This is a genomic window from Acidisarcina polymorpha (assembly GCF_003330725.1).
GTDB classification, from domain to species: domain Bacteria; phylum Acidobacteriota; class Terriglobia; order Terriglobales; family Acidobacteriaceae; genus Acidisarcina; species Acidisarcina polymorpha.
This window is the reverse complement of record NZ_CP030840.1, coordinates 4,280,648-4,303,289: the sequence shown is the minus strand read 5'-3', so window position 1 is coordinate 4,303,289 and position 22,642 is coordinate 4,280,648. Positions and strand designations below refer to the sequence as shown.

The 22,642-nt window shown below is 56.0% G+C and carries 15 protein-coding genes and 1 pseudogene; 15 read left to right on the top strand and 1 reads right to left on the bottom strand.

The window, feature by feature from the left end; translation table 11 throughout:
- The first annotated feature begins 44 nt into the window (after positions 1 to 44).
- Positions 45 to 2,399, top strand: coding sequence for a TonB-dependent receptor (locus tag ACPOL_RS18245; RefSeq protein ID WP_114208326.1), 2,355 nt, complete (start codon positions 45 to 47; stop codon positions 2,397 to 2,399).
- 317 nt (positions 2,400 to 2,716) lie between these two features.
- A pseudogene (ribB, locus tag ACPOL_RS18240) lies at positions 2,717 to 3,376 on the top strand (3,4-dihydroxy-2-butanone-4-phosphate synthase); the annotation flags it as partial.
- 168 nt (positions 3,377 to 3,544) lie between these two features.
- Here the strand turns inward: ribB and ACPOL_RS18235 are convergent.
- Complete coding sequence (locus ACPOL_RS18235; RefSeq protein ID WP_114208325.1) at positions 3,545 to 4,129, bottom strand: TetR/AcrR family transcriptional regulator; 585 nt, start codon at positions 4,127 to 4,129, stop codon at positions 3,545 to 3,547.
- Positions 4,130 to 4,261: 132 nt separating this feature from the next.
- Here ACPOL_RS18235 and ACPOL_RS18230 point away from each other — a divergent pair, with 132 nt between their 5' ends.
- From ACPOL_RS18230 to ACPOL_RS18170, 13 genes are all read left to right on the top strand, one after another.
- A complete protein-coding gene (locus ACPOL_RS18230) occupies positions 4,262 to 5,242 on the top strand; it encodes an SDR family NAD(P)-dependent oxidoreductase (protein ID WP_114208324.1) in 981 nt (326 codons plus the stop codon).
- Positions 5,243 to 5,394: 152 nt separating this feature from the next.
- A complete protein-coding gene (gene ribA / locus ACPOL_RS18225; RefSeq protein ID WP_114208323.1) occupies positions 5,395 to 6,054 on the top strand; it encodes a GTP cyclohydrolase II in 660 nt (219 codons plus the stop codon).
- 172 nt (positions 6,055 to 6,226) lie between these two features.
- A complete protein-coding gene (locus tag ACPOL_RS18220; RefSeq protein WP_114208322.1) occupies positions 6,227 to 7,717 on the top strand; it encodes a B12-binding domain-containing radical SAM protein in 1,491 nt (496 codons plus the stop codon).
- A gap of 69 nt (positions 7,718 to 7,786) precedes the next feature.
- Positions 7,787 to 8,737: a class I SAM-dependent methyltransferase gene (locus ACPOL_RS18215; protein WP_114208321.1), complete on the top strand. Its 951-nt coding sequence runs from the start codon at positions 7,787 to 7,789 to the stop codon at positions 8,735 to 8,737.
- 303 nt (positions 8,738 to 9,040) lie between these two features.
- Positions 9,041 to 10,267: a putative sugar O-methyltransferase gene (locus tag ACPOL_RS18210; protein WP_114208320.1), complete on the top strand. Its 1,227-nt coding sequence runs from the start codon at positions 9,041 to 9,043 to the stop codon at positions 10,265 to 10,267.
- Entirely contained in the window at positions 10,254 to 11,291 is a 1,038-nt protein-coding gene (locus ACPOL_RS18205) for a PNPOx family protein (protein WP_114208319.1), read from the top strand. Before ACPOL_RS18210 ends, ACPOL_RS18205 begins: the two co-directional genes overlap by 14 nt.
- Positions 11,291 to 12,337: a PNPOx family protein gene (locus ACPOL_RS18200; protein ID WP_114208318.1), complete on the top strand. Its 1,047-nt coding sequence runs from the start codon at positions 11,291 to 11,293 to the stop codon at positions 12,335 to 12,337. The genes ACPOL_RS18205 and ACPOL_RS18200 overlap by 1 nt, the downstream gene beginning before the upstream one ends.
- Before the next feature lie 35 nt (positions 12,338 to 12,372).
- Entirely contained in the window at positions 12,373 to 13,383 is a 1,011-nt protein-coding gene (locus ACPOL_RS18195) for a hypothetical protein (protein ID WP_114208317.1), read from the top strand.
- A 289-nt stretch (positions 13,384 to 13,672) separates the two neighbouring features.
- Positions 13,673 to 14,749, top strand: a complete 1,077-nt coding sequence (locus ACPOL_RS18190) for a DmsE family decaheme c-type cytochrome (RefSeq protein WP_236656863.1) — start codon at positions 13,673 to 13,675, stop codon at positions 14,747 to 14,749.
- A 106-nt stretch (positions 14,750 to 14,855) separates the two neighbouring features.
- Positions 14,856 to 17,480, top strand: coding sequence for a hypothetical protein (locus tag ACPOL_RS18185; protein ID WP_114208316.1), 2,625 nt, complete (start codon positions 14,856 to 14,858; stop codon positions 17,478 to 17,480).
- Positions 17,481 to 17,538: 58 nt separating this feature from the next.
- Positions 17,539 to 17,859: a c-type cytochrome gene (locus ACPOL_RS18180; protein WP_114208315.1), complete on the top strand. Its 321-nt coding sequence runs from the start codon at positions 17,539 to 17,541 to the stop codon at positions 17,857 to 17,859.
- A gap of 11 nt (positions 17,860 to 17,870) precedes the next feature.
- A complete protein-coding gene (locus ACPOL_RS18175; protein ID WP_114208314.1) occupies positions 17,871 to 19,301 on the top strand; it encodes a cytochrome c3 family protein in 1,431 nt (476 codons plus the stop codon).
- A 293-nt stretch (positions 19,302 to 19,594) separates the two neighbouring features.
- Complete coding sequence (locus tag ACPOL_RS18170) at positions 19,595 to 22,573, top strand: endo-1,4-beta-xylanase (RefSeq protein ID WP_114208313.1); 2,979 nt, start codon at positions 19,595 to 19,597, stop codon at positions 22,571 to 22,573.
- Positions 22,574 to 22,642: the final 69 nt, after the last annotated feature.

Here is a 22,642-nt window from a genome sequence, read left to right as displayed (position 1 = left end):
TAAAAAAAGCCTGAACAAAACCGGTCCATCAGGAATATTCAAGTATGCGGCCAGTCTATTCATTTCTAGCGCTCCTGATGTTTTGCATCTGCCCAGCTCTCTCGCAGGTCTATACCGGAGAGCTCCATTTGAGGGTCACGGATCCGTCAGGTTTGGGCGTCAGGGCCTCGGTGCAGGTTCGGAGCCAGGTCAACCAGTATGCCAATAGCTTTGTCACCGATGACGGCGGTAATCTTGCCGTCCCGGGCCTATCCTATGGTCCGTACTCGGTGACCGTGGAAGGCAAAGGATTCGCTGCGGCTTCGAAGACCATCGAGATCCGCTCGGCACTCCCTGTAGACTCCTCGATCAAGCTTGAAGTCGCGGCGGTTGATGCGACCATCGAGGTGAATGACAAGCAGACGCTGATCGACCCGAACCGGCCTTCTTCGATTATGCAGATTGGATCCAAGGAGATTGATAAGCGAGTGGCTTCCCTGCCGGGCCGTTCCATCCAGGACCTGGTCAACACTCAGCCAGGCTGGCTTTATGAAGGGAACGCGGTCTTGCATCCCAGAGGATCGGAATATCAGACCCAGTTTGTGGTGGATGGAGTTCCGCTGACCGACAATCGGTCGCCGAGCTTCGGCCCGGAGATCGAGGCCGATGATATCGACTCGGTCAGCATCTACACGGCGGGCTTTCCAGCCGAGTACGGCCGCAAAATGGGCGGCGTCGTCGAGCTAAATACCAAGCACTATGATGACTCGGCACTGCACGGCCAGGTAATCGCGGCAGGGGGGAGCTATGACACGGCCCAGGGTTACACCCGAGTGCAGAACACCTGGAACAAGAACACCCTGGGGGCAAGCGCCTCCGGTAGCATGACCTCGCACTATCTCAATCCAGTCGTACCGCAGAATTACACCAACGCCGGGACGACCGGCGATTTCGCGGTCAAGTACGACCGCGATTTTACTGCAAAGGACCGGCTCACGATGAGCGTCCGCCACGAGCTGGCACGCTATGAGATACCGAACGAGCTGGTGCAACAAAACGGCGGACCGATCCAGCCCGGAGACGTTTACCCGGGCGGACAGCTACAAACCGGCGACAACTTTGAGACGATGGGCACGGTCAACTACCAGCATATTTTTTCGCCGGACGTGCTGGGCACTCTCTCTGGCTTTGTGCGCAACAACCAGAACGATCTTTACTCCAATCAAAACTCCTATCCGATCATCTTTGATCTAAATAACTACTTCAATGAAGGCTACTTCAAGGGCACACTCTCATGGCACTACAAGAACCAGGAGTGGAAAGCCGGGGTCGAATCCGATAACACGTTTCTTCATGAGAAGTGGAACTACGTCATCACCGATCCGAACCAGTATGACGACGGGACGCCGCTCGTCTTCGGCTTCGCCCAGCACCGGCCTGACCTTGAACAGTCGGCCTTCGTTGAAGACCTAATCCGATTGGGCAAGTGGACGGTCAGTGCGGGGCTGCGCTGGGACCACTACCAACTCGTCGTGAATCAGAACAACTTCAGCCCCAGGGTATCGGTCGGCCGCTACTTCCCTTCACTGAAGCTGGTTGGGCACTTCTCCTATGACCGGATCTTTCAAACGCCTTCGTTTGAGAACATTCTTGCGGCGAGTTCGCCGTTGATCAATGCGATCGATCCCGCAGTGCTGCGGCTGCCGGTCAAACCCTCCACAGGCACTTACTATGAGGGCGGCTTCACCGAAGCTTTCTCGGACAAGCTGAAGCTGGATGTCAACTTTTTCCGCCGGGACGAGCGCAACTTTGCCGATGACGACGAGATCGAGAGCACGACCGTCAGCTATCCAATTGCCTTCGATAAGGCCATCTTATATGGGGCGGAAACCAAGATCAGCCTGGTAAATACGGGCAAGCTAAGCGGGTATGTCAGCTACTCCTACATAGTCGGTAATGCCTGGTTCCCGGTCACTGGCGGGCTCTTCGTAGGCGACGATGTGACTAACGCTCTGACCCAGCTGACCGGGCATTTTCCGGATTCGCAGGACCAGCGAAATACACTGCGCTCACGCTTCCAATATCAGGCCTTGCCGCGCCTGTGGCTGTCGAGCGGAGTCTCCTACGGATCGGGCTTGCCCTTCGACTTCGACGGAGACCCCTCGCAAGTACTGGCGGAGTATGGACAAACAGTACTGAATCGGCTCAACTTCAGCCGAGGGCGAATCCTTCCGACCCTGGCGATCAGTGCCTCAATGGGCATCGACCTCTATAAGACTGACAGGATTCAGACGCGTTTTCAGGTCGACGGAGATAACCTCAATAACCGCCTCAACGTGATCGATTTTGGCGGTCTCTTCTCGGGAAACGCGATCGGTCCCGGACGCAGCTTCATTGCGCGGCTGAATACCAGCTTCTGACGAATTTTCTTGATTATGTAGACGGCAAAGCAGACGCCCGGCCCCTTGGTCGCGCAAGTGCCGATCGCACCGGTTCCCTCACATGCAGGTGGAGAAGCGCTTCATCGGTCGTGAACACCCATGCCTACCGGCGTCCCATCGCGGCCGTGTTATGTGTCGTTAGATAAGTACAAGAAAGAGACAAAAATATGACAACTTAGGCACGCCCCGGAGATCATCATTCTAGAGACTTCAGTTCACCAATGCGCAAGGTGAACCCGCTCTGACTTCAAGGTTGGTGCGGCAGTCTCAAAGAGTGCACGACACCGGACACCCACATGTCGATCCCTTTTCTCACTGTGCCGCAAGCGCTCGAACAATTTGCTCATGGACGCATGATCGTCGTAGTAGATGACGAAGACCGAGAAAATGAGGGCGACCTCACACTCGCCGCTCAGTTTGTCACACCCGAAGCCATTAACTTTATGGCCAAGTATGGTCGCGGACTTATTTGTCTGACATTGACCGAAGAGCGCGCGGACTACCTGCGTCTCGCGCCGATGGTGCAGGAGAACACGTCCCGCTTTGGCACTGCGTTCACTCAGAGCATTGAAGCTCGGGAGGGGGTGACTACGGGAATTTCGGCCTACGATCGGGCGCAAACGATCCGAGTTGCAATCGACGCCCACTCTACTGCAAATGACTTGGCGCGTCCCGGCCATATATTCCCATTGCGAGCTCGGGATGGAGGGGTACTGGTGCGGCCCGGGCAAACTGAGGCTTCCGTAGATCTAGCTCGAATGGCAGGGTTGATGCCAGCCGGCGTCATCTGCGAGATCATGAAAGATGACGGCACCATGGCGCGCGTGCACGATCTGATTCAGTTTTGTGATCAACATGGCCTGAGCATGTTGACGGTAGCAGAACTGATCCGCTATCGGCGGGAGAACGAGGACTGGGTACTGCCCGTGAACGAGCAAATGCTGGCCGCACACTTTGCGCAATCCTAGGACGCAATCCTAGGATCGGGTTTGAGCCTCACGTCAATCATGACTCGTGCGCGACCCGTCGATTGCATGCAAATGGAGAGGAATCTCGGCCTGCAGCCTAGCCACCCTGTCGACTAGCGCCATAGAACTTTCGCCAAGAAGCTTTCCTAAACTGACTCATGCGGGCGGGCGCGAGCCGAGAATTAAGATCGTGACCAGTCTCTTCGCGCTCTGTGCCCAGTCCGGCGAGGACGCAACATGGGAGACCCCGACGAGGGCCCGCAGCAGATCAAGCGGATCGAGGTCGGATCGGATATCGCCGCTTTCGACGGCCCGCGCAACCAAGGAATGAATTGCTCCCTTGATGAGGGAACCGGATGCGTCGAATAGCTTGGAGGGTCCCCCTACCAGCGTGTTGAGCGCGGGCGCGATGATCTGCTTGGCCTCGATATAGTCGACAAAAAGCAGCATCCATGCCCGTAACGCCTCGATTGGAGGCATGTCTCTGGCAAACTCCTGCTCCGCAGCCGCCAATCTTTCTACTTCTGTTCGATACACCTCTTCAAGGAGCGCTTCCCGTGTGGGGAAGTGACGATACAGGGTCCCAGCGCCGATACCTGCCTGCTTAGTGACATCGTCCAGGCTGGTGTTCGCACCCCAGCGGGTAAAGGCATCCTTCGCTACCTCGAGGATCCGGGCACGATTCCGCTGCGCATCCGCGCGTTGTTTTCGACGTGCCGTTTGGGGGTGCTTTTTGACCATTCTGGGGGACTTGCAAACGGAGGAACACTCCGCTTATTATGGTTGCGGAGACATTCTCCTTTTATGCTCATGAGCTATGCATGTCAATGAGCGCGACGTTTTCAGTGGGATATCCAGTAGGCAGAGGGAAAAATGGCAAACGCATTTAGTTCGACTTCAACGACCGACGATGTCTTGTCGGGTGTAAACCTGCAAGGGAAGCGTATTCTGGTGACCGGCGTATCGGCCGGAATCGGTGTCGAAACTGCGCGATCTCTCGCCGCCCACGGTGCATCCGTTGTGGGTGCGGCGCGAGACCTGGCCAAAGCTGAAGCGGCCACGGCCCAAGTGCGAACGGATGCACAATCGGGAGGAGGAAGCTTCGAGCTTATTGACCTGGACCTTGCCAGCCTTCAGAGTGTGCGAGCCTGCGCCGATCGCCTGCTCTCAGCGGGCAAGACCTTCGACTGCATCATCGCCAATGCCGGCGTTATGGCCACACCGTTCGGTCATACAGCGGATGGCTTCGAAACACAGTTCGGCACCAACCACCTCGGGCACTTCGTCTTTGTCAACCGAATTGCGCCCCTGATGGCGCCGGGATCAAGGCTGATAAATCTCTCTTCGTCCGGTCACCGCTTCGCGAATGTCGACCTGGACGATCCCAACTTCGATCGGACGCCCTATGAGCCATTTGTTGCATATGGCCGGTCGAAGACCGCGAACATCCTCTTTGCCGTTGCTTTCGACCGCCGCCACCGCGAGCAGGGAGTACGCGCTGCGGCCGTACATCCGGGAGCGATCGCGACCGAGCTAGGCCGCTATATGGAACTTGCCCAACTGCAAGCGATGATCGAACAGATGAATAAGCAGCTCGCAGCTGAGGGGAAAGGTCCTTTGGAGTTCAAGACCATACCTCAAGGCGCTGCGACTTCGGTGTGGGCCGGCGTCGTGGCTCCGGCCGACGAGATCGGCGGCCGGTATTGTGAGAACTGCCATGTCGGCAATATGGTCGCAGACGACGTTGTGATCAGCCCTGTAAGTGAAGGAGTACGCGGATACGCGCTAGATCCAGCCGCTGCTGAAGCTCTCTGGCAGAAGAGTGAAGAGATGGTGGGAGAGTCGTTCCACTGATCATCCAGTTTCACAGATCATTCAACTGATCAGTGGAATGATAGAAGCTCAGTGGAATGATAGAAGCAATGCCTTCAACATTGGGATGACCAGGCTGAGACAATCTGGCGACAACTAGAACCGCGCCAGGAAATAGACTCGTCCTTAAGTTGATGGAGATTACCCAACTCGCTGATATAAGTCTTCCGACACAATGGGCCAGTTTTCGACTACTGGCCTTCGAGGGCGCGCGGAAAGACCATAAAACGAAAGGCCCTCGCAAAGAAACTGCACTTGCCTTGGTTCTCGGTGATATTCACAGTGCTCCGCCGCTTGTCCGCATTCACTCCCAATGTGCCACCGGGGACGTCTTTCACTCGCTACGATGCGATTGTCACGATCAGCTCCATCTAGCCCTGAGTTCCATCGCTGAGGAAGGCGCGGGCGTATTGCTCTACGAGCACCAAGAGGGCCGCGGGATTGGGCTCTTGGAGAAGCTGCGTGCCTACGAGCTTCAGGAACAGGGCTTCGACACTGTAGAAGCAAATCTTCTGCTAGGACACGCTATTGACTTGCGTGACTATGAACTCCCGGTGCGTATTCTCACCTTCCTCAAAATCAGTTCGCTACGCTTGATGACCAACAACCCTGAAAAGCTCAGCGCAGTTTCAGCGTCCGGAATTAAGGTCGTCGAGCGGCTCAGCGCCGACGTTCTGGCCAGCCCATATTCCGCTCGTTACACCGCAACAAAGCGTGACAAGCTTGGTCATCTCTCCAGTGTGTCCTCCCGAATCCCGTCGGTCGGTAACGAGGCGCCGTCCGTCCATGGATGACCTTTGGAGCCTATCGAGAGTCGTGCTGCTTTACGCAGGAGAGATTACATGGCGTTGACAATTGGGCGACAACTGGGGCCTAGAGCAACCCTAGACTAACTCTCGTAGAGACATAAGACGTAGGTGTTTGCTCAATCTGTGAGCAAGGCTTGCAGCACTTCCGAGGTGAGTTTTGGCAGAAATCCTATTAACCCATTCGTATCATCTTCCTTATGATTCGAAGCAGCTTCGCAAGATGCAGCCTTACGCACCCATCGGCACTCTCTACGCGGCAACCGCCCTACGTGATAGCGGAATCTCCGTTGCCGTTTTCGACTCTATGCTGGAGGACCCCTCCAGTAACTTCGGCGCGATGTTGACGCGCCACAGCCCCAAAATCGTGGCGGTCTATGAGGATGACTTCAATTTCCTCTCCAAGATGTGCCTTACCCGCATGAGGGAGGTCGCCTGGGAGATCGCCGAGGCGGCGCGAGCGGCCGGAGCGATCGTCATCGTGCATGGCTCTGATTCAACAGATAACCCGGCTAAGTTTCTGCAGAATGGCTTCGACTATGTTCTCTGCGGAGAGGCTGAGCACGCGCTGGTAGAACTGTGTAAGTCCCTCCTGCAGGGAAAAGAGGCTCCGGAGATCGAAGGGCTCGTCATGCTCGACAGGCATGGCAGGCCCAGCGTGAAAAGGCTCGCGAAGAATCCTGCGTGGGCGGATCTCTCAGTCCCCTCACGAGATCTGATTGATCTAAATCCGTATCGGGAAGCATGGATGAAGGCTCACGGATATTTCTCCACAAACATGGTGGCCAGCCGGGGTTGTCCCTACCGTTGCAACTGGTGCGCAAAGCCAATCTCCGGCAATAAGTTTCACCTCCGCTCAGCTTCAGCTGTTGCCGAAGAAATGAAATGGTTAAAGACGAACGCCGGAGTTCAGCACATCTGGTTTGGCGACGATGTATTCGCGTTGAATCATCACTGGGTGAAACAGTTCGCCGAGGAAGTTACAGCCCGAAATGCAACGATCCCCTTCAAGGTCCAATCTCGCGCCGATCTGATGAGCGAAGAGACCGTTCATCACTTAAAGGTTGCCGGATGCGCGGAAGTTTGGCTCGGGGTGGAGTCAGGATCGCAGGCTGTGCTGGACGAGATGGACAAGGGTCTAGACGCGGCCGCAATCATCGTCGCCCGGCATCGGCTGAAAGAAGCGGGTATCCGCGCCGGTTATTTCCTGCAGTTCGGGTACCCGGGTGAGGGTTGGCCGGAGTTGCAGGAGACGATCTCCTTTGTACGGGAGACACGTCCCGATGACATTGGAATTTCCTTTTCCTACCCGCTTCCAGGCACCGTATTTCATGAGCGTGTGCAAGCTCAACTCGGACCTAAGCGCAATTGGACCGACAGCGACGACCTCTGCATCATGTTCAATGCCGCTTATAAGACCGAATTCTATCGAGCCGTGCGCGACGCGTTGCATGCAGAGGTGGATTCATGGCGGTCGTCAGCTCCGCCGTCCGACCAGGCGTCTCGGATCGCTTCTCTATGGCGCCGGGTCGATGAGTTGGAAGCCGTAAGCCGGAATGGCGAGACCACCTTTTCCGCGGCCCCGATCGCGTCCCCGGCGCCGGCCGCCTTTGTGGCAATCACCGAATTAGCATTGCCCAGAGGAGCGTAGATGCTCCGCCCTACACGAGCTGTCCGAGCTTGCGCTTCGAGACCTTGCTGACTTTGGAGATATGCGACAATGGGTACTCAGTTGTCTGCCAGCACCAGCAATCTCGCCGCCCATCTTGAACTTGGCCTACGATGCCCAAGCTGCCGGGCGGCCGTGGATGGGCTCTCCTGCGACTCATGCGGTTTTCAGATGGGCGTGAGCGACGACATTGTGCAGGCTTTGCCACCAGATCGGGTGACCCACTATGCCCAATTCATTCACGATTATGAACGGATAAGGGCCGCCGAAGGCAGGGGAAGCGAGGACGACGAATTCTATCTCGGGCTTCCCTACAAGGACGCTTCGGGGATGAATAGCAAACAATGGCGGATCCGGGCTCGTAGTTACGACTATCTGCAGAAGCATCTACTCAAGCAAATACCTCGGAGCGATGGGGGGCTCATTCTCGATCTAGGCGCAGGCAACGGCTGGATGAGCTATCGTCTGGCAACTGCCGGCTACAAGCCCGTCGCAGTCGACCTACTTACAAATGATCGTGACGGCCTCGGAGCTGCTGAACACTACCGGAAACTCATCCCTAAGCTCTTCCCGCGCTTTCAAGCGGAGCTTGCATGCTTGCCCTTCCAAGACGCACAATTCGATGCTGTGATTTTCAATGCTTCCTTTCACTACTCCGAGGATTACCAGGCGACACTAGGTGAGGCGCTACGCTGCGTGCGGAAGAGCGGGTTGGTTATTATCAGTGATACTCCCTGGTATTCAAGCGAAGATAGTGGCCAGAGGATGGTATCCGAGCGGCAGGCACATTTCTGCAGGAGCTATGGAACTGCCTCGGACTCCATCAAAAGTCTGGAGTTCCTGACCGAAGAGCGGTTGCGCCGTCTTGAGGAATACTTCTCGATTCAAATGACCGCATATTCGCCGTACTATGGTCTGCAATGGGCCGCCCGCCCGTTACTAGCAAAGCTGCGTAACAAGCGCGAGCCGTCCCAATTTCGGATCTTTGCCGCTCGCAGATAGGCATGCGATACGGCACCGTTTCGCAGCCCGCACAACGATTTCTTTGGAGTCTCGGCGCCTCAGCCTGGACAAGCCTCGGCATGCCCGCAAAACCTACCGCTTCCAAGCGCCACAACATGCGCGACAATCCGATGGCATTCTTAAGACAAATCCAAGACAAATTGACTCGACCTGCCACGCTACAGTCGAATCACGATACCTCTCGCGGGGCGGCCAAGCTGAACAAAGAAGGTATCGGACTTTCATTGTTCTCCTTCGCAATCTATAGAAACCCTCGGAAGGCAGCGCCTCTGGAGCTCGCTCATGCTGAAGCCAAAGCTCAAACATCTGCGTCATCCTCTACGAACCATAAATAGCGCGATAAGGATCGCGGGAGCACGTGTTGAGATGCGGGCGTTTGCCAGCCGCGGCAATCGCCAGTTTGAGGGCGACCCACGTTATAAGCTCCAGAATGTTACCGCGGGATTTGCATCGCGGAGACAGACCGGAGCTCCTGACACGGCCCTGTTGGACAGAATATGCGCGGCCTACCACGCGACCATCGAAGACCCTCGATCTGCTGACCAAGCTTACGATGCCACGGGCTGGTGGCAGCAGATACGGGACAGCAGTCTGGGACCCGTACGGCAAGCGCTTCACGCGCGCGATACCGCAGCCCTGCATCGGATGTACTGCAACTTCTTTCGTGATCCTTGCTCTACGGGGCTTATAGCAGTGCCCTACGGCATGACGGATATCTATTTCGGCGGTGGCATGAAGGATCTTCACCGCCGCGTCTATCTCAGCGATGCACTCTATCGTCTTGACCATTGGAAGCAACAAACCGGCGCCCGCTTCCTTTTGCGCGAGTTGGCGATACCCGAAATCGGCAATCCCTTTGGAGTTTCTATTGATGGCACATTAGTCGCCGCTCGCTCCGAGTTTCAGCATTATTGCGCAGCCAGAGTCGGAGACCTGCTCGAGTCGGCTCACTCTACGATTGTTGAGATCGGTGGCGGCTTTGGTGGAATGGCCTACTATTTGATGCGCGACCGCCCAAAGATCAAGTATCTGGATTTTGATCTTCCCGAAAGCATCGCCCTTGCAACCTACTACCTGATGAACGCGCTTCCTCAGAAGAGATTTCTTCTCTTCGGAGAGAGACCGCTTACTATGGAAAACATGGCCGCGTCTGACATCGTCCTGATGCCGCTGTTTCAGATGGAAAGCCTTCAGACGGCGAGCGCTGATCTCACGTTCAGCTGCCACGCCATGACGGACATCGACAAAGAAGAACTCGCTTCTTATCTAGCCACGACCCAGCGGGTCACGCGCAACCACTTCCTCTTCGTGGGAACGCGCATGCTTTCCGAGTTGCCCGGCATGGGCGGACTTGACGTGAAGAACTTCCAACTAAAAGAACAGCGCCAGTTGCGCTGGAACAGTCATCGGCAGCCGCGAGTTGAAGAGGTGGAGTGCCTGTACAGCTTCCATCACGCAGCCGAAAACATGAATACAGCGGAGAGGGACTTAGCACATGTCGATCGCTAGAAGAGTCAAAGATAGCCTGAAGGATCTGTTGCTGGGAAAGGTGAGGCCGCCAGAGAAGTTCTTTCTTGGACAGGACGGAGAGCAGAAGGAGGTCGCCGTCTGGCTGCATGGGATGGGTGCGCCGCGTGACGTCACAAACCGCCACTCGATGGCATCCGCTCTCCCCTTAACCATATGCGTAGCCTTCGACAAGGACACGTTCCTAAGCAAGCGTAGCCTGAAAGGTCTGTCACTTCGCTTCTGTGAAAGAGAGGGCGACTGCCGGCTGCTGGGGACGATCGGCCTCAAGCACAACGGTATTTCCATACCGACCAACGGCCCCACACTTTACTTCTTTCGTGTGGCAAGTGCGCACAGCTACTGTCTGCCCCGGCTGCATCTTTGGATGTCCTATCTTCAACAGGCTTATAGGAACTGGCGGCAGCCGCTTCCCCCCGGCACCATGACACTCTCGTCCGTGGACATGCGGGCGCGGGACATTCTCTTCATCTGCCCTCGCTTGATCGATCTCGGGAGCGCTGAGGAGAACTCTCGAGGGAATATGTTTCCTTTGAACGTGATGGGCCAGCTTGACGAAAGCTATTTCGGCTTCGGGCTTAAAGACGACAAATCACCCGCGCATCTCGTCGAACGTGCGGGGCGAATCGCGTTGAGCACAGTTCCTATGCGGCACGGAGATCTTGCTTACAAGCTTGGCCCCAACCATTCCAAGAAGAATGGCATCGAGTGGGAGGAGCTTCCATTTCCTACTAAGCCCTCGCCGAAGTTCGGTGTGCCGGTGCCGGAGTTCGCGCTCCGAGTCCGCGAAATGGAGGTGGAAGTCTCGCGAAAACTTGGCTCGCATATCTTCTTCGTTGTGCGAGTCATTGCGGACCAGCGATTCGCCGAGGACCAGGAGTGGTGCGTCGTCCACGGCCATTATCAGACCTGGAGGCTCAAAAGCCGGCCCAGCGAATTCGCATCTTCGCTAGCGGAAGACGCTCGCATAAAACGCGGCATGATCAGCAGCGGCGGCCACATCTAATGTCAATCCTCAGAACTATTCTGAAGGCGATCCAGGATCGGATGCTGGGAGAATCGGTTCTTCCTGAGGAGTTCGCGACCGGCATTGCGGATCCTCAACAAGAAATCTCTGTCATGCTCGAAGGCATGGGAGAGCCCATCGATGTTACCTTTCGCCACTCCACCGCATGCTCCGCCCCATTCCTGATCGCGGTAGCATTGCATAAGGGACAAGCGCCCACTCAGAAACAGCTTCGCCAAATCAGTTTGAAGTTTTATGAACGCGGGGAAGACCGTCGTTTGCTGGGTGTCATCGACTTACGGTTAAGACAGGCAGCGCCATTCAGCGGAGGTGAATTGCTCTTTTGTGCGCCTCGCTGCGTTCGCAACTACTGTCTAACGAGGCTGGCGATTGGTGCTCATTATTCGCGGCTTCTGCTTAAAGAATTGCGGAGCGCGCCGGCTCCGGGAATGAAGATGTCTTTCCTGGAGCGACGTGCAGCGATGGTATCGTTCATCCGTCCGCATCCCACCGTGCTGGTGAGCATAGCTGGCGAGTTCGGCGGCAATATCTTCCCGATGAACATAATGGGAGCGCTCGGTCCTGGCCGTTTTGGGTTTGCGCTCCGCACCGACAGGCTAGCAGGCGAGTCCGTCGAGCGCGTCGGCCGTCTCGTCATCAGTAATGTTCCGGTGAGATGCGCACCGCTGGCCTATGGGCTTGCGCGGAATCATACCAAGGAGTCCGTTCGGTTGGAGGGACTACCATTTGCGATCAGGCCATCGCCAGTGTTCGGGTTTCCTATCCCGGAATTCACGGTCCGAGTACGCGAGATGGAGGTTGAACGAAGCCAGCGGATTGGCAGCCATAAATTCTTTGTAGCTCGCATTGTTGGCGATCGCGCATTCTCCCAGGAGCCTTCCCTCTCCGTCATTCACGGCTACTATCAGACCTGGCGGCTCGGTGGGCGCACCGTGGACATGAAGGCTGCGCTGCTTGAGGACCGCCTGAATAAGCATGGAGACAAACTTTTCCCCATCGAGCCTGAGGCGCACCCCAGCAACTGATTTTCAGCATCGTCTCGCACCGCACGGATATGGCTATGTCACTCAAGAAACATCTGCGCCAACTGGTAAAAACCGTAGTGTTTGGCGGAGAGCGCTTGCCAGACCATTTCTTTGTTGCGCAGAAGGAGCCACAACAGGAAGTCAAAGTCTGGCTACTCGGGGCCGGCGAACCTATAGACGTAACCCAACGGCACTGCCAGGCTTCCAGCATGCCATTCACCATTTGCATCGAGTTCCCGCGCGGTCAGGTTCCAAGGGAAGACCAGTACTCGTACTCGCGTCTGGCGCTGAGTTTCTGCGAGAACGGTGGCAAGCATCGTATTCTCGGCAAGATTGGACTTCAATATCGAGAAACGCTCGAATGCGGTGACTCGCTGTTTTTGCTTTTCCACTCGAGCAAGTCTGCAATTTATTGTGTGTCCAGACCAAGGCTGTGGAGCCATTCCCTTTGGCAGATCTACTCTAGCCGGCGCAATCGCGGAAAGAACAAGGCACCCGGGGCCCAGAGACGCGCCATTGCGGCCATGTTTTGCTGCCCACGGCCGGTCTCACTCGTCAGTGTCGCCGATGAAGCGGGCAACAGCACTGTCTCCCCAGTGAATGTTATGGGCAATCTCAACGAGGCTTTCTTCGGCTTCAGCATTCCGCACGATAGTGTGCCCGAGAAGCTTGTTCGGCAAACCCGGCGCGTTGTCCTCAGCAGTGTGCCGATGAAGCAAGCACCAATCGTTTACGCTTTGGTCCCCAAAGACAATGAGCCCATCAATTGGAAGCAGCTGACCTTTCCGACCCGGCCATCGGAGATCTTTAGAATTCCCGTGCCCCAGTTTGCATGCAGGGTCCGTGAGTTACAAGTCGAGCAGGTACGTCGGCTCGGTTTTCACACGTTCTTCCTGGCGCGTGTCTTATCTGACGAGCGACTGGCCGACGTGCCGGAGTTCTGCGTCGTCCAAGGATTTTACGAAGACTGGAGAGTCAGAAATCTGGGAGTAGACAAACACCGGGCTGACGCGGAAGACCTGTACGTGCGATCCCTCGGGTCGTGAAACTCATCATCGGAGAATGAAAGGGCAAGTCTTGTTACCTTCACGCAGGGTGACGAGCGACTTTCCGGCATATCAGCTAACGGATCCTGAGGCGCTCCAATCCAGGAATCGCGCAGCGCTGAAGAAGTGCGCCGCCACCCCGCGAGCAAAATTGCACAGCTTAGTCTCCTCCACTAGAACATACTTGCCTCCAATGCTTCGTGTTCTTGCTGACCATACCCAGAAGTCTCATAAAGCGCACTTCAGATAACAGGCTGGCGAGATGCACCGCCACTCTTCGGAGATTTGGATGAGGCCCTCGCTCTTCTCTATGGCGTTCTTTGCTTTGCTACCGTGCCTTTCTCTGCCCGGATTGGGGCAGACGGCCGGCCCAGAGAAGTCGACTCCAAATGTTAGTGAAAAGGCTCCGCTGGTAGAGACGTCAGGGATCGTTGGCGCCGAGACCTGCGCAACGTGCCACGCTGACATCGCCGCTAAATTCGCCTCGACGAATCCTCATTCAAAATTAGCGTTGATGCACGGCGGCACTGGAGCTACCTGCGAGAGTTGCCACGGTCCGGGTCAGAGCCACGTGGAGTCTGGCGGAGACGCAACCAAGATTTTCCGCTTCGAAAAGGCATCTGCAAAACAGGTCGATTCGACCTGCCTTGGCTGTCACGCGTCAGCCCATCCCAACTTCATACGCTCGGTGCATGGAATCGCAGGGGTCAGCTGTACTAGTTGTCACAGCGTGCACGGACTCGCTACGGGACCGGGTGGGACCGGTCTGGCTCCGGCCACCGCGAGTACGCACAAGGAATCGTGGTTAAGCGTCAGTGTTCTTGATCTGCTCAAGCCCGGCGCAAGTTCCCTCGACAATCCGCCACCGGGCCCGACGACATCGTTCCATGTCCCTGCCCAAAACCCAAACCTGCTTAAAGCCGCGCAGCCGCAGCTTTGCTTTCAGTGCCACAGTGACGTGAAGGGGACGTTCGCTATGCCGTTCCACCACCCTGTAACCGAAGGCGCGGTCAGCTGCAGCGACTGCCACGATCCGCATGGCACATTTCAAAAAAACAACCTGAAGTCGACCGCCGATCAAAACTATATCTGCACTAAATGCCATGTGGAGACCCGCGGACCTTTCGTCTATGAGCATGCAGCGGTGAAGGCTGAAGGATGCATGAGCTGCCATACGCCGCATGGTTCTCAGAATGCGCGGCTGCTGAACATGCCGAGCATCAACACGCTGTGCAATCAGTGCCATAGTCCGGTCGCCGCCGGCACGTTTCACAGCATGAACGCCGGCTCCTCGGAGCTAACGCCATGCACAAATTGCCACACTATGATTCATGGTTCCAACCTGAACCAGGCGTTCCTCAAGTGACGATCCTAAGAGCGCATATCGGCCACGCGTGGGCAACGCATGCTGGATCGAGTGCAAGGTCGCGATGTGGCGACGCTCTCGGCAATGATTCTAGAGGGGGGCTGAGGTGAAGAAGACCGGCTGGATTCCTTGTCTTTACCAACAGTCCGCTCCCGCATTGGCCGAGCGTCTCGCCAGCACCATTGGCATCGTTGCTTTTGCGACTTTATTGATGGCTGCCGATTTCGCGTCAGCTCAGAGCCCCGCGCCGTTCGCCCAGATTACGACGCCGACTGCGCAGCCGGTCGCCCCAAAGGGATATAGCCTCCACGAGACGATCGATCTGGGTGGCCACATCGTCAACACCTCCGGCAGCGGAGCAATGTACAACACGCTTGTTAATGTCCAGTCAGGGCCTCGAGTGCTTGGTGAAACCTTCGAGTTGCACGCGCTTCCCGGCACACGGCATACGCTAGTCGATTCGCTCAGCGCCTTCAGCAACGGCTTTGGTGGGGATCCAACAAATTTTGCCAAGATGGACTTCTCCAAGGGCAAGGTCTATGAATTCTCGGGATTGTTCCGCCGCCACCGGGACTACTTCGACTACAACCTGCTTGGTAACCCGAATCTACCCTCAGGACTGTCAGTACCTATTGGGCCATCGAACGCGCCGACCGGTTCGCTGGCGTGGCCGCAGGTGGAACAATCGCCGTTCTTTGCCAATACAGTGCATCACATGCTCGACACCGGCGTTACGATTTTTCCGCTATCGAAAGTATCATTTCGGGTGGGCTACTCGCAGAACGTTATGCAAGGACCAACGCTTAGCCCGACCAGCGGGAACAACTTCTTCGATCCGTCTGTGGGTGCCAACGATCAACTCCTCCAGCAATATCAACGCAACAGCTCCGACGATTTCCTGGCAGAGATCGACTGGAAGCCCATACGAGATACGAGGCTCACCTTCGCAGAAGAGATTGAACACATCAAGGAAAACACGTACTTCACCCTGGCTCCGAGCAACTTCCTGGCGCAGGGGGCGAACGGAACGGCGGTGGCCCCAGGCGACTGGGACAGCTTCACGCCTTATGGCATCGGCAGCTGCAATACGACGAGCATGGGAAGCGCGTACACCAATGCGACGACCTACACCATCCTCTCACCGCAGAGCCCGGGCGGATTGCCAGTCATCAATCCGGCGTGCAATGTGGCTTCGAGCTACCTGCGCTCACAACCGACGCGCATCCTCTATCCCACGGAGATCTTCCGGTTGCAAAGCTCAAGCATTAAGAACATAGCGATGAACGGCGATGCGCGCTACACCCAAGCGAATATGAATCTCCCCGACTACTACGAGAATTTCCAGGGCCTGGACGGGACGATTCGATCGATAACGTTCACGGGGAACGCAAACGCAAAGCGCAAGGTCATGGCGGTCGACTACGGCATCGTCTGGGATGCCACTCCGGCCGTTCACTTCTCTGATCAGATCGAGTACTCAAATGAGCAGCAGCCGGGGAGTGCCAACATATCGAAGGGTGCTACCGCGAATACGCCCGCGACCGCGGGAGACGAGACAATCAACTACGCCGGTGCTCTGATCCCTGGATCTCCTGTGAACGTTGAGGGCAGTCCTAATGGCGTTCCCCTGCCAGATTATTTCGGCCAGAAGTTCCTGACGAACGACCTGACGGCGACCTGGGACGGCTGGTCTCGCGTCTCGTTTTCATTTACCTACCGCTATCGCCTGCATATCATCGCCCAGGGACTTCCTCATGACACTCCATTGCCGGTGGGTCAGGATAGTAATGGGACGGTCACTATTCATGGGAACGGCGGTCTTTTCAACGTAGCCCTGCGACCCGCCGATCACTGGACCGTCAATGGCTCCATCGAAGCGCTTTACAACGACAATTCATTCACACCGTTAAGTCCGCGCCAGCTGCAGCATTACCGACTTCATACCATGTACCGGCCGAAGCCGTGGATCACTCTATCGGGAGTCTTCAACGACTTGGAGCGGCAGAACAACACGAACAACAACCAAGCTGCTGTCGCGGCTGGCGATGTCCCTTACGCCGGACCGATCGGTCATGTGGATCATAGCCGCCTCGTGAACGTGGGCGCCGCACTGACGCCGAATGCGCGCTATGGATTCGACTTCAATTATGGTTACAGCGGGATATATGCTTCGACGAATATCTGCTACGACGCCCAGGCGAGCCCCGCATTTCCTGGCGCCGCATCGCCCAGTGGCACAGCGTGCCCCGGCGCAACCGTCCGGGGGACCACTTACTATGAGTTTGGTCCGGTCAAAGACTTCATGTCCACCCCAACTCAGTACGGGTCCTTCGCTCTCGTTCTGTTTCCGCTTAGATCGCTCCGCTCCAGTATCGGCTACACTGCCAGCTCCGTAGACGGTAGCCGGTTCTTCAACGACGCCCGTGACGTCAACGGTTCGCTTGTCTCCACCTATCACTCGCCCTTCGCGAATCTTGCCTGGACGTTTCATGAACGATGGATATGGAGAGCGGAATACAAATACTTTGGCTACGGAGAGGGCGGCGTTTCGGGTTCAGCCTTTTGCAGCATCTCGAACCCCACGCCGACTGCTCCGGCGCCCGTCGTCCCCTGCGACTCTGCCACACTGGGCGGAGCTCAAACCGGTCTCAGTATATCGCCCGCCGGAGAAACAGCGCCCCGAAACTTTCATGCGAATAACGTCACGCTCGGAATGCATTACGAATTTTGATCGGAACCCCAACGGACATATGCGCATACCGTTACAGATGTGACAAGGAGATCGAACCATGAGAAATAGAACTATCGCTGCAGTCATCTGTGCCATGGCACTCTCAACCGCCGCAAGCGTCCTTGCCCAGGATTCTGGCGCAGCGACCTACAAGTCGAAGTGCGCGATGTGCCATGGAGCGGACGGTCTGGGAGCCACTCCAGCGGGAAAGGCGATGAAAGCAATTCCGTTCAATTCGCCTGACCTGGTGAAAGCCACAGACGCGGATTTAGTCTCGGCGACAAAAAATGGAAAAGGAAAGATGCCAGCATATGCCGGTAAGCTTTCCGATGCCCAAATCACCGAAGTCGTCTCCTATATCCGAACGCTACAAAAATAACGGGGGCATAGATGCCAGCCGCCACGGGATTCAAAGGAGCCTGGCTTCGGCCTTTTTTCTTTTACGGGAACAATCGCGTTAGTCTGCTCGGCGGGGCGCTTACCAGCGCTGCAGCCTTCACGCTGGTTGGCTTTTGGGTTGTTGCCCTCTTTGGACACGGCGGTTCCTCGAATCCCTATCTTGGCATCATTCTCGACTTGATCCTGCCGGCAGTCTTCCTCTTTGGGCTTGCTCTGATTCCTGTGGGCATCCTTTGGAGAAGAAAGAAGCTCAAGGCTGCCGGCCAGGTACCATTCATTTTTCCTGAGGTTGACCCGCGTGATCCGGTCTTCCGGCACGGGATCGAATTTGTTGTGATCGCCACCTTCATCAATTTTGTGATCGTCGGCACTGCGAGCTATCGCGGAGTGGCCTACATGGATACACCGTCCTTCTGCGGCACTTCCTGTCATGTGATGGCGCCTGAGTGGACGGCGTATCATTTCTCTGCCCACGCCGGAGTAGCCTGCACCGATTGTCATATTGCGGCCGGCGGCGCAGGGTTCGTTAAAGCCAAACTGAACGGAACCAAGCAGCTTCTGATGGTAGTCCTTCATAACTATCCGCGGCCGATCCTCGCAGGAGATAAGATCCCCGCTGCGCAGACGACCTGTTTGAACTGCCACAACCCGGGCAATTACGTCGGTGACAAGCTTGTCGTGAGTTCGTCCTATGGAGACGACGAAAACAACACACTAACCCACTCTCTTGTATTGCTGCATGTGGGCGGCCGTAACTCTGCTTCGCAACTAAGCGGAATTCACGGCGCGCACATGGGTCATATCGAATACATTGCCACCGACTCGACGCACCAGAGCATTCCATGGGTCGGCAAGACCAATGATGATGGTTCGGTGTCAGAGTTTGTTTCCAGCGATGCAAAGGGCTCAGTTACAGGCCAGAAACATGTCATGGATTGCATCGACTGCCATAATCGCGCAGCCCACTCCTTTGACACTCCCGAGGAAGTACTCAACAGAAATATGGCACAGGGCAGCCCGAATGCGTCTTTGCCATTCGTCCATAAAGAAAGTCTGGCTCTACTAAAAGCGGTATATCCCTCGCCTGAAATTGCCAGGTCCAGGATCGTCTTCGGCTTAAAAGACTTCTACCAATCTCAATATCCCGCCATCTGGAACGGACAGCAAACCCAGATCGACCAAGCTGCAAAGACTCTCGCCACTATTTACAGCAGAAATGTCTTTCCATTTATGAATGTGACCTGGGGTACTCATCCAAACAACCTCGGTCACAACGACTACCCGGGCTGCTTCCGCTGCCATGATGGAAGTCACAACACCAAGGCCGGCGCAAGCATTAGCAACGATTGTTCCGTCTGCCACAACTTATTAGCCACCGACGAAGCTAACCCAAAGCTTCTAAGCGAGCTCGGAATGCAGTAGACCTTCGAGACCAACAGGTTAGGATCCCCTCGCGACTGCTTTGTTTCGAGCGCGGGTTTCATGGCGAACGACCGTCCGGCACCACGCGCATGTAAGTATGCGTCGAAGTGACTCGGCCCCAATTCCGTTCTTTCGACGTCACAAATTAGCAAACTTGACATGTCATCGTAGGAATGTTCTATATTGGCGGCCGGGCAGTAAATCGTCTTACTGCTGTCGAACGAAGATCACTGGCAGCAACGGGAAATGTTGCTTGCCTGGGCGCGCCATTCTGAATCCAAAGGAAACCCGCAATGTTTCGTCTATCGAGAATCTGCACGGCAAGCCAACAGCCAATCCGGATAGCAATTGTTGCCGCCTTTGCCTTCGTTTTGACGCTAATGGCCACCGTTCCATTGCGGGCTCAAACAGTTGCAACTTACAGCTTCGAAGACGGAACTGCCGATGGTTGGAGTTCTTTCAACGGTGCAACTACTCCTATCGCTACAACCGCCGCTGCCTACTCCGGCTCCCACAGTTTGCTCACTACCACGAGTTCGAGTGGCGCGGGTGGGCCTTCGATTTCGCTGAACAGTGTCTTGTTACCCGGAGCGAAGTACACGATCACGGGCTATGTCGAACTCACCAGCGGCGAAAGCGCAGGCAACGTAGACTTTACCATGAAGCGAAGCGATCCCAGTTGCTCAGGCGGGACCTGCTACGACACAATAGGAAGCTACCAGGTCCCCGTTTCAGACTCTGGATGGGTACAGATCGGCGGAACCTATACCGCCAGCACGACAGAAACCGGGTTAACTCTTTACGCGCAGTTAGTAGGTGCTACGAGTGCGCAATCACTTTTCCTGGACGACGTGGTCATTACTGAGACTGCGCCCCCTCCGGGCGGCACGCCAATTGCCGCCTATACCTTCGCCGATGGAGGTCTGGATGGATGGACGCCATTCGGATCGGCAACTCTGACCAATACCGCCCCGCCTTTACCCGATCCGAATGGCGACACGCATAGTCTCCTCGTCACCAACCGCACGGCCGGTTATATGGGCCCGAGCCTCAATCTGCTTGGTGTGAACAACGTAGTGGCGGGCGCGACGTACCAGATCTCCGCTTATGTCTTGCTCGCCGCTACAGATAGCAGTAACCCGACGGCGACGATCTCGACCAAGACGGCGGACTGCGCAAGCTCTGGAGCTTACGGTACGGTTGCAACCTCAGCAGCCCTTTCCACTACAACCTGGACCAAAGTGCAGGGGACATTCAGCTACAGCAATCTCCCGGGACCACCCAGCAGTCTTACTTTATATATCCAGTCCAGCAGCGCGACCGATTCGTTCTATATCAGCGACGTCACGATTGGAGAGCTGTCGCCTGCGCCACTCAGCCCCAGTCAACAAGACAACAGCGGCATCACCACTACCTTTGCGGATGGAGACCTCGACGGCTGGAGTTCGCGTACCGGGAGTTCCACTTTAACCAATACCGCTCCACCCGTCCTTGATCCGAACGGCGATCCACTCAGCCTGCTGACTACCGGCAGAATCGCGAACTACGATGGACCGCAGATCAGCGTCAATGACAAGATGTACAACGGTTCCGAGTACAACATCAGTGCGTCGGTGTTGATGCAACCCACCGACGGCTCAAGCCACGTGATCAATTTGAGCCTTCAGACCACGCTCAACGGCAACACAACTTATTCGAGCGTGACGGGCTACCCCGGGGTAACTGTCCCGGCAGACGGAAAATGGCACCAGATTAGCGTCACCGGATATAACATGTCGAACAGCTTCGACCCGGGCGCCGCATATTTGTATTTTCAGACAGTACCAGCATCGGGAAGTGACCTCGCGTCGTTTTACATCGACGACTTCCAGCTCACCTATGTTCCGCCGCCGACCATTCAGAAAAACATTCCCTCAATCTATAAGACCTTCGCCGATTTCTTTCCGATAGGCGCGGAGGTCGATACGACCGACCTCTCCGGGCCGCATGCGCAGTTACTGATGAAGCACTTCGACAGCATGACTCCGGGAAATGACTTGAAGTGGAGTTCCGTGGAGGCTACCAAAGGAACTTTCACATACGAAAACGGTGATGCCGAGGTTGGTGAGGCAGTCTGTGCCGAGATGAAAGTACGCGGACAGAACCTGGTGTGGGCAACCGGCGAGCAGGTTCCAGCCTATGCAACCGGAGATGGGACCAACTCACCCGCAAATCAAGCAGTTGTGACCGCCAATATTCAAGAGCACATTCAGAACGAAGTCCAGCACTTTGGCTCCAAGGTGTACGCGTGGGACGTAGTCAACGAGCCGATCGATCCGACGCAACCGGATTGTCTCCAGCACGGCCCGTTCTATCAAGTCCTGGGTCCGAGCTATATCGATATCGCTTTCAAGGCGGCCAAGGAATATGCACCGGCAGGTACAAAGCTGTTTATCAACGAGTACAGCACCACCGACCCAGCTAAGCTGGCGTGCCTGGTAAAGGTGTTACATGAGCTACGCGATCGAGGCGTTCCGGTCAATGCCATTGGTCATGAGATGCACAATCAGATTAACTATCCGACTACTGAGTCGATGGTCCATGCTATCGACACGGTGCACGCTGAACTCCCGGATCTGGAACAACAGATTACCGAGTTGGACCTAAGTGTCTACAATGGCGGAGACGACAGCTCGAACTACGGCAATAATGTACCGGCGTCAATCCTGGCCGAGCAAGGCTGGCTCTACAAGAAATACTTTGACGCATTCCGGCACCTCAAGGGGAAGATCAGCGCCGTGACCTTCTGGGGGATGGCGGACGACGATACCTGGCTGGATAGCTTCCCGGTAGTGCGCACCGACTATCCGCTGCCCTTCAACATGCAGCTGCATGCTAAGCCCGCCTACTGGGGTATTGTCGATCCAACCAGGCTGCCTGGCTACGGTTTGAAGTTCACGAGCACGACGAGAAGGATTGGGCCGGATCAGATTGCATTGACGCTGACCGCAGCGAATGGTGACGTTGGGCCTGCCTACGCAACCCTTCTAAACGCCTTCGAGCTTCGGCAGACGGAAGGGCGACGCTGCTCGCCAGTCATTCACGCGCCGGGTACTTACCCGATCGCACTGGGAGATATTCCAACAAGTGGTTCCTCCGGCGCCGAGTTTACGATTGATTTCAGTGGTTGCTCCGAATCTTCGCGCTTTGTTTTGGAAGTGCCATGGAGTTCAGCGACCTATCACACTGGAACCTATGTGAGAGAACTCCGCGGCCGAAAAGACTGCGAGTGACATCGCCGATCCACTGAATGACCTTTGATGAATGGCGGAGCGAGAGCAAGAGGCTGTTGGGTGATCGAA

What these genes read in the sequence shown, in the direction of transcription:
- ACPOL_RS18245 (WP_114208326.1), top strand. Translation starts at nt 45, where the DNA reads ATGCGGCCAGTCTATTCATTTCTAGCGCTCCTGATGTTTTGCATCTGC.
- ACPOL_RS18235 (WP_114208325.1), bottom strand. Translation starts at nt 4,129, where the DNA reads ATGGTCAAAAAGCACCCCCAAACGGCACGTCGAAAACAACGCGCGGAT.
- ACPOL_RS18230 (WP_114208324.1), top strand. Translation starts at nt 4,262, where the DNA reads ATGGCAAACGCATTTAGTTCGACTTCAACGACCGACGATGTCTTGTCG.
- ribA (WP_114208323.1), top strand. Translation starts at nt 5,395, where the DNA reads ATGGAGATTACCCAACTCGCTGATATAAGTCTTCCGACACAATGGGCC.
- ACPOL_RS18215 (WP_114208321.1), top strand. Translation starts at nt 7,787, where the DNA reads ATGGGTACTCAGTTGTCTGCCAGCACCAGCAATCTCGCCGCCCATCTT.
- ACPOL_RS18210 (WP_114208320.1), top strand. Translation starts at nt 9,041, where the DNA reads ATGCTGAAGCCAAAGCTCAAACATCTGCGTCATCCTCTACGAACCATA.
- ACPOL_RS18205 (WP_114208319.1), top strand. Translation starts at nt 10,254, where the DNA reads ATGTCGATCGCTAGAAGAGTCAAAGATAGCCTGAAGGATCTGTTGCTG.
- ACPOL_RS18200 (WP_114208318.1), top strand. Translation starts at nt 11,291, where the DNA reads ATGTCAATCCTCAGAACTATTCTGAAGGCGATCCAGGATCGGATGCTG.
- ACPOL_RS18195 (WP_114208317.1), top strand. Translation starts at nt 12,373, where the DNA reads ATGTCACTCAAGAAACATCTGCGCCAACTGGTAAAAACCGTAGTGTTT.
- ACPOL_RS18190 (WP_236656863.1), top strand. Translation starts at nt 13,673, where the DNA reads ATGAGGCCCTCGCTCTTCTCTATGGCGTTCTTTGCTTTGCTACCGTGC.
- ACPOL_RS18180 (WP_114208315.1), top strand. Translation starts at nt 17,539, where the DNA reads ATGAGAAATAGAACTATCGCTGCAGTCATCTGTGCCATGGCACTCTCA.
- ACPOL_RS18175 (WP_114208314.1), top strand. Translation starts at nt 17,871, where the DNA reads ATGCCAGCCGCCACGGGATTCAAAGGAGCCTGGCTTCGGCCTTTTTTC.
- ACPOL_RS18170 (WP_114208313.1), top strand. Translation starts at nt 19,595, where the DNA reads ATGTTTCGTCTATCGAGAATCTGCACGGCAAGCCAACAGCCAATCCGG.